This window comes from Caulobacter sp. 1776 (assembly GCF_040545685.1).
GTDB lineage: Bacteria > Pseudomonadota > Alphaproteobacteria > Caulobacterales > Caulobacteraceae > Caulobacter.
Genome location: NZ_JBEPMI010000008.1, coordinates 365,994 through 373,549, shown reverse-complemented (window position 1 = coordinate 373,549; position 7,556 = coordinate 365,994). Strand labels below are relative to the sequence as shown.

Here is a 7,556-nt window from a genome sequence, read left to right as displayed (position 1 = left end):
GAGCTGATCACCCCGATCGCCATGGACCAAGGCCTGCGCTTCGCCATCCGCGAAGGCGGCCGCACCGTCGGCGCCGGCGTCGTCGCGAAAATCGTTGAATAACGATTTTCACGACAGTGTTTGGTGACCAGAAGCGCTAGCGCTTCTGGTGGGCCAAGATCGTCGAGTAATCTCGACTTTCTGAGCTTCGGCTGAGACATGCGAAGGCCCCGGAGGAAACTCCGGGGCCTTTTGCTTTGGGGCGTCCGCGAAGAGGAGCGAGCGGACCTAGGCCGGTGCTTCGTGGATGATGAACCTAGCGGCCTTGGTGGAGGACATTGCCCTCGCAAGCTCGCGGCCATGATAGCCGGGCAACGCCTTTAACCAGGCGACAAAATCTTGAACCCCATTCGCTTGCAACGGAAAGATGCCCGTCGGCGCTACCGCTTCGGAGTAAAGCAGGAACACGGCGTCCGCGTCCCAAGATCCACTGTCGTCTGTGGCGACGACGATCCGCCGTAACGCTTTCACCAAGACCATGCGTTCGGCGCCCTGACCATCGTTGATCGCGATCACGCCATCGACGACCGTGACCGTCCAAGAAGGCGGCTTGCCTCTGGCCATCCACTTCTTCAACCATCCGAACATCGTGAAGCTACGCCATGGATCGATGGTCATGTCCGCAATGGGTGGTTTTCTGACTTTGGCATTTCGCCAGATCTCCGCCGTTGGGACCAATCGCCCCACAACGCAGCTAGCGCCCTCTCACCTATGTGCCGCTGGCGACGGCGACAGGGACACTCCCGCGCCGTCGCAAGATCCTAGAGACGGGCGTTTGGATCCCATAGTGGCGAAGCACGAGATGCTGTTGGAGGATCGCGACGCAATTGTTGACGACCCAGTAGATGACCAGGCCGACGGGCATCTGGGCCAGAGCGATCGTCAATAGCAGCGGCACGAGCACCAGCAGGTGGCGCTGGGCCTTGTCGAAAGCCGGCGGGTTCATGGCGTTCGTCAGCCAGACCGATAAGCCATAAAGCACCGGCCAGGCGCCGATGTGCAGCACCCCCCCCATAAGTCCTCCGACGAGCGGCGCATGCGCCGGATCTAGCGGCAGGAAGCCGAAGAGATTGAACAGCGTCGTCGGGTCGCGCTGCGACAAGTCGGGGACCCAACCCAGGAACTCGGCTTGGCGCATGCCGACCGCCGCCGCCAACACCTTGTAGAGCGAATAGAAGATCGGGATCTGCGCCAGGATCGGTAGAAGGCCCAGTAACGGACGCACGCGATGGGCCCTATAGAGCGCCATCGTTTCGTACGCGCGTTGCGCGCGGTCGTTGTCGAACCGGTCCCGGATAGTCTGCAGCTCCGGAAGCAATTTCTTCATCCGGGCCGCGGAGGCGTAAGCGGCTATGGAAAGCGGCGCCACACAGACCTTGACCACCAGCGTCAACAGCACGATCGCCGAACCAAAGCTGAGGCCGAGGCCGCTGAACAGGTCGAGCAGGTGCAACATCGGGCGGGCGAGGAAGGGGAAAGGGCCCCAATCGATGGCGCTGTCGAAACGGGGGATTGGGCCGGCGCCGCGAACACCAAGGCCGGCGCCGTGCGGTGCAACCACGCCGCGCTGATACTGTTGCAGCAGACGCACCGATTGGGGGCCGACGAAGCCGTTGGCGGCCCAATGCGCTTGCGCGCCTGGCCGGATTTCCATCGGCGCACCCGCGACGCGGACTTGGTAGAGATCGTCGCCGGCGATCGCGACGTGGTGATAGGTGACCGAGACGGCTTGGTCCTGCATCGGGACGATCGCCGATAGCCAGTAGCGTTCCGAAACACCCGCCCAGCCGCCCTGTCCCTTAAACCCCTCAACCCCGTGCTGCTTCCGGCGCGCGAAATCGCCACGAACGCTGGTCGCCTTGGACGCCCCGACGGCGCCCGCGCGCTCCAGGGGCGCACGGACCGCACCGACCGGCCGTGCCTGCTGGACCATGCCGTAGGGGATCAGCCGCAACGGGCTGGCGCCGACATTGCGGACCGTGTCGGCGACGGTGAACATGGCCTGTTCGTCGACGGCAATGAGCCTGTCGATCTCCAGACCAGGCAGGCGCAGTGTCAGGTGGAGAGGCCGCCCCACGCTCAAATCGCCCCCGCCGACGCGACGCCAGGGCGCGTCGGCCGATACGACTTCGGCGCCGCTTGGACTGACCCATCCGAAGGCGAGGAACGCCTCGCCAGGACGCGCGATCGGCGCGCCGCGCTTCGATCCCAGCGCCTCCGGGTAGCTAAGCAGGCGCAGATCATCCAAGCGAGCGCCGGCCAGCCGCACTGACCCCGTGAAATAGGGCGTCTGGACAGGGATACGCTCAACGCCGACCTCGCCGACGGCGCGCCGTGGCGCTGGCTCCCAACGCGGGCTCGTCGAGACCAACACCGCCTTACAGAGCAAGAGAAGCAGCAGGGCAAGGATGAGCCCCGTCGCGATCCGACCACCGGTCTTTCCCAGCATTGCCATCGCCTATCGTTGAGCGTGCACGGATAAAGAGGTTCGCCGACGCTAGACGCCGAGATCGCGCGACGCTTGCGGCGCCAATCCCTCAACGCGGTCGTTGACGGCGGCCGCGACACCGACTCCCAGCACCAGGCCGATGGCCTTCAGGAGCGACAGACCGCTGATCACCAGCACCGTGTTGACGGCGAAGGCCGCGCTCCACCGAGTAGTGTCGACGAACGCCAGGGAGAACATGTCGCCGAGCGCGGCGAGTCCACTCTGTCCGGTCGCCCAGGGGGCGACCAGCGCGGCCGCCAGCACCAACGGGCCTGCTAGGACCAGGCCGGACAGGATCGCCACCACGCGCTGGCCTTTCATCAGCGGCCACGCGGAGAAGACCGCCACGCGACCAGTCTGAATGGTGCGCACGCCGCTCAGCAGGAAACCCGACCAGACGTAAGCGCATACGACCGCCGCCAACAGGGCCGCCACCGCGACGGGCCAGACCCGTCCTGGATCACTGACCTGGCCTGTGACAAGCAAACGCAGCCCGCCCAGACCAAGGGTCGCCGTCGCGGTTAAAGTGCAGATCACGACGGCGACGAAGTAGACCGCCAGGCAGAGCGCGCCCGTCGCCAAGTTCGCGCCCAGCAGGCGGGCCTCGTCGGGCGAGATCCGCACGCCAGGCGCACCACCGTCCAGTCCTAGCGCCGCCCGATAGGCCGCGCAGAGAAGCAGCGTGGTCACGCTCAGATTCAGCACGAAGCTGGCGAAGCGATACGGCGCGACCTTGGCGCTGAGGGTCACGAGCGCGGCCGGATCGGCGGCGAGACCGAGCGACCGCGCGGCATGAAGCGCCGGGAGGCTTTCCCCGGCCATCAGTACAGCTAGCGCCACCTGCAGCGCCATCGTCAAGCCCAGAGCCAAAACGACCAGAATCAGCAGGCGCCGATGGCCAAGAAGGGCCAGGGTCCAACGGGTCGTGGAGACGATGCTGTTCATGAGGATCCTCAATCGGCGGCGAGCGCCTTGACCGGGTCCAGGCCCGCGGCGCGGCGGGCGGGGAGCCAGCCAAAGATGACGCCCGTGATCGTCGCCGCGCCCAGCGCCGCTGCGATCGCGCCAGGCGCGTAGACGAGATGAAAGTCGGGCTTGGCCGTTTCGAAAAGCGCACCCAGGATCATTGACAGGGCCACGCCTGCCACGCCGCCGGTCAAGCAAACCAGCACGGCTTCGAGAATGAACTGGGCCTGGATGTCACGCCGGCGGGCACCGACGGCCCGCCGCACGCCGATCTCGCGCGTCCTTTCGGACACCGTGACCAACATAGTGTTCATCACCCCGACGCCGCCCACAACCAGGGAGATGCCGCCGATCGCTCCCAGAAGCACGGAGAAGACCAGCGCGACGTGGTCGATCTGTTGTCGGAGCGTGTCGCTGGATAGCACAAAGAAGTCCTGTTGCCCGCGCGTTCGCCGCAGGGTCTCGGTCAGGGCCTTCACAGCGCCGCCGCTGGCCACGCTGGGGCGCAGCCGCGCCACGATCTGGGCGATGCCCGCCTGACGCGCGACCCGGGTATTGAGGCCGTCGTAGGGAAGCCAGACCTGAAGACGGTCGCCTTGCAGCGCCGAACTCAAGCCGCCCGAGGCCTCGACCACACCGACCACGCGGAAGGGCGCCGGCCCCACCAGCAGGATCTGACCGAGGGGGTCCTGCGTCCCGAACAGGCGATTGGCGCTCGCCGCGTCGATCACCGCTTCCTGCTGGTCGCCGCTCTCGACCAGGCCCCGGCCACGCGCAAGCTTGATGTTCTGCACGCGGAAGTAAGCGGCGTTGACCCCAAACACCGTCGCCAAACTGCTCGTCGCCCGCGTCTTTACCAAGGCGTTGGCCACCGCGGTGGGGGTGACGCTGTCGACGAAGGGCTGGGCGGCGACGGCGGCGAGATCCTGTGGGCTCAGCACCTGGCCGCCTGCCCTGGCGTCGCCCAGCCCTCGGCCCGGCGCGATGCGAACCGTATCGGCGCCCATGGCCCCCACGCCCGTCAAGATCACGGTCTTGGCGCCGCCGATCAACGCGAAGACCGAGACCACCGAGGCAATACCGATGACAATGCCCAGCATCGTCAGGCCGGTGCGCAAGCGGTGGGCCAGCAGAGACGCGATCGCGAGACGCAACGTCTCGACGGGTCCCAAAACGCGGCCCGTCAAGCGGGCGATGGGCGACGGCGGCAGCGCGATTGGCTGGGCGCGCCGGCGGGCGTTAACGGTATCGGAAACCACCACGCCATCACGTAACTCGATGATCCGATCGGCGTGCGCGGCGACATTGGGGTCGTGCGTGACGACGACGACGGTTTTGCCGCTGGCGTTGAGCGACTGCAGGACCCCAATCAGCTCCGCGCCGCTACGGCTGTCCAGAGCGCCGGTCGGCTCATCGGCGAACAGCACCTCGCCGCCGTTCATCAAGGCGCGCGCGATGCTAACGCGCTGCTGCTGACCGCCCGACAGCTCGGCGGGCTTATGGCCGCTCCGCTCGGACAGCCCGAAGGTCGCGAGCAACGCCTCCGCCCGGCTCCGACGCTCGGCCGAAGGCATGCCCGTATAGATTGCAGGCGTCTCGACATTGCCCCGGGCGTCTAGGTCGGAAAGCAGCTGGTAGCGTTGGAATACGAAGCCGAAATGCTCGCGCCGAAGCCTTGCGATCTCGTCGGCCGACAGGGTGTCGGTGTCCTGACCATCGACGAGAAAATGCCCCCGTGTCGGGCGATCGAGGCATCCGAGCACATTCATCAGGGTCGACTTCCCCGAGCCCGAAGCGCCGATGATCGCGACCATTTCACCCGGCTCGATGGTTAGGTCGACACTCTTGAGTGCGTGCAGCGGCTCGCCGCCGCCGGCGTAGGTTTTCCAGACATCGACCAACTGTAGTCGAACGCCTGACATCAGTGCTCGCCCTTGGTGACCGGCGCGGTGCGAGCGTCCCAGGCGTCGCCGAGCACGACCTTGTCGTGGGGCGCCAACCCCGAAAGAACCTCACTGTCGACATCGCCCCGCACGCCGATCCGGACCTGGCGCGGCGCGATGCGCCCTGCCTTGTCGAGCACCTTCACCGTGTAGGCTCCGTGGGTGTCAGGCTGGCCGAGGGCGGCGGTGGCCACGCGAACGACCGATCGCTTGTCGCCCGTGGGAATGCGGACCTGGGCGGTCATCGACGGCCGCAAGAGCCCGTCCGGGTTGGCGACGTCGAAGAGCGCGTCGTAGTAGACGGGCTGGTTGGCCGGGGCCAGCAGCATCTCGTTGGCGCCTTCTGGCGCGGGTTCAATCCCGCGCAACGCGCCCGAATAGCGCCGTCCCGGCTGGCCGAGGACCGTGAAGCTGGCCACCATCCCCGGCCTGATCCGGCCAATGTCGGCTTCAGAAACCTGGACCTTCACGGTCATGGTGTCGGCGGCGGCGATGCGGACCAGCACCGGCGCCGATAGGGCGGCGTTCACCGTCTGACCGGTCTTGACCAGGACGGCGGCGACGACGCCGTCGATGGGCGCGGTGATCTGGGTGCGGGCTAGGTCGACCTGAGCCCGGCCGACGCCGACCCGCGCGCCCTGCAGGATCGCGATTTCTTGATTCCTGGCCGCGATATCAATGTCGACGGTGGCCTGAGTTGCATCGACGGCCGCTGGCGAGGCAAAGCCCCGGTCGGCCAGCTGGCGCTGGCGGCTCAGGTCCAGCCGCGCCTTGGCCAGGGTCGCTTCGGCCAGCGCCACCCGCGCGGCCTGGGCGCTGACACTGGCCTGCGCGTTTTGCAGGGTCGCCTTCTGTGTCGCCGGTTCGATCACGGCGATCAACTGCCCGGCCTTCACGTTTTGGCCGAGCTCCACATTGAGCTGTTGCACCTGGCCGGTGACCTGGGCGCCGACGGCGACCACGGCCCTGGGCTGCAGCACGCCCGTCGCCAGAACGCTGCTCTCGATCGGTCCCGCGGAGACCTCCGAGGTCAGGTAGCGATCGTCTGCTGTCGCGCCCTCCCGCTTAGCGCAGGCGGCAAGGACAAGAATAAGGGCCGGAACGGCAAGACGACGAAGCACGGGACTAGTCCAGATCGCGGCGCAACAGATCAAGCGCCCGTCCGCGCATAGCGGACGAGGCTTTTTGCGGGTCAGAATTCGCGGGCCAAGGCGACGACTTTTTCGCCGGCGAGCCAATCGACGTATCGACGCGACCAGGCCGCGACCATTTTGCTTTCGGAATTGATCCCGACCTCCATGACCTTGGCGGCGCCGGCCTCGTCGAGGACATTGGCGGCCGCCTTCAGGGCATGGAACCGGGTGCTGGGATCGCGATGGCGAGCGGCGACATGCAGCAGCGGCGCCACGGCCTCTTCGCCCAGCATCGCCGCCGCTGCGTCGAGCGTCGGCCAGGCCGCCGCGATCCCCGCCACCCGCTCGATACTTTTCAGGTCGTTGGAGAACAGGAATTGATCCCGAAAGCTGGGCGACGAATCCATGATGTTGAGCGAGACCGACAGGGACTTGGGCGGCTTTTGGACGTGCACGTCCTTGTGCGCACGATAGAGCTGGATCTTGCCCTCGCTCAGGAACGAGGTCTGGGTAAATGTCAGCTCCACCGTTTCGCCGATATAGCCTTCGTAGGCGTCGCGATCGTAGACGTAGTAATCGCTCTCATAGCCTGGCCCGAAATACCCTGAGGTCAGGAAGGAGAAGTTGTGATCGTGCGGCTGACCGTAGGCGAAGAGCGCCGAGCCGGTCTTCTTGACAACCTCGTCCTCCTGCGCCGGCCAGAAGTTGGCGCGCACGAAAAAATCCGAGGAGATGGTCGCCAGCATCACCACCTGAGCCGAATAGGCCGACCCTTCCTGCGATCGAACATCCTGCAGCATCTCCTCCAGGATCATCTCGCCCAGGAAGGTCTTGTTGTTGTTCAGCCGGTGCAGCAACGGCGCGGCCGACAACATGGCGTCCTCGTCCTGGGGTGGAATGTCCATATCCTTGAACAGCGCCACAAACTCTTCCACCGAGATCGGATCCGAGCGCCAACCGGTTTTGTCTTCGACGATGCGGACCATC

7 protein-coding genes are annotated in these 7,556 nt (G+C 66.1%); 1 reads left to right on the top strand and 6 read right to left on the bottom strand.

Going from position 1 to position 7,556, the window contains the following annotated elements:
• The coding region (locus ABIC66_RS22390) for an EF-Tu C-terminal domain-related protein (RefSeq protein ID WP_197054995.1) at nt 1-102 on the top strand (102 nt) is incomplete at its 5' end.
• A gap of 165 nt (nt 103-267) precedes the next feature.
• Here the strand turns inward: ABIC66_RS22390 and ABIC66_RS22385 are convergent.
• The 6 genes from ABIC66_RS22385 to ABIC66_RS22360 all read right to left on the bottom strand — a co-directional run bounded on the left by ABIC66_RS22385 (nt 268) and on the right by ABIC66_RS22360 (nt 7,555).
• Nucleotides 268-627, bottom strand: a complete 360-nt coding sequence (locus tag ABIC66_RS22385) for a hypothetical protein (protein ID WP_354073280.1) — start codon at nt 625-627, stop codon at nt 268-270.
• A 121-nt stretch (nt 628-748) separates the two neighbouring features.
• The gene (gene yidC / locus ABIC66_RS22380; protein ID WP_354073264.1) at nt 749-2,488 is read right to left on the bottom strand and encodes a membrane protein insertase YidC; all 1,740 of its coding nucleotides are present in this window, start codon (nt 2,486-2,488) and stop codon (nt 749-751) included.
• Nucleotides 2,489-2,536: 48 nt separating this feature from the next.
• Nucleotides 2,537-3,472 (bottom strand): hypothetical protein, encoded by a 936-nt coding sequence (locus ABIC66_RS22375; RefSeq protein WP_354073262.1) that lies wholly within the window; start codon nt 3,470-3,472, stop codon nt 2,537-2,539.
• Nucleotides 3,473-3,480: 8 nt separating this feature from the next.
• Entirely contained in the window at nt 3,481-5,394 is a 1,914-nt protein-coding gene (locus ABIC66_RS22370) for an ABC transporter permease (protein ID WP_354073260.1), read from the bottom strand.
• Nucleotides 5,395-5,414: 20 nt separating this feature from the next.
• On the bottom strand, nt 5,415-6,557 hold the full coding sequence (locus tag ABIC66_RS22365; RefSeq protein ID WP_354073259.1) for an efflux RND transporter periplasmic adaptor subunit: 1,143 nt from the start codon (nt 6,555-6,557) through the stop codon (nt 5,415-5,417).
• A gap of 71 nt (nt 6,558-6,628) precedes the next feature.
• Entirely contained in the window at nt 6,629-7,555 is a 927-nt protein-coding gene (locus ABIC66_RS22360; protein WP_354073257.1) for a hypothetical protein, read from the bottom strand.
• Nucleotide 7,556 lies beyond the last annotated feature (1 nt).

Excerpts from the sequence above, each read along its gene's own strand:
- ABIC66_RS22375 (WP_354073262.1), bottom strand. The coding sequence starts at position 3,472 with ATGAACAGCATCGTCTCCACGACCCGTTGGACCCTGGCCCTTCTTGGC.
- yidC (WP_354073264.1), bottom strand. The coding sequence starts at position 2,488 with ATGCTGGGAAAGACCGGTGGTCGGATCGCGACGGGGCTCATCCTTGCC.
- ABIC66_RS22385 (WP_354073280.1), bottom strand. The coding sequence starts at position 627 with ATGTTCGGATGGTTGAAGAAGTGGATGGCCAGAGGCAAGCCGCCTTCT.
- ABIC66_RS22360 (WP_354073257.1), bottom strand. The coding sequence starts at position 7,555 with ATGGTCCGCATCGTCGAAGACAAAACCGGTTGGCGCTCGGATCCGATC.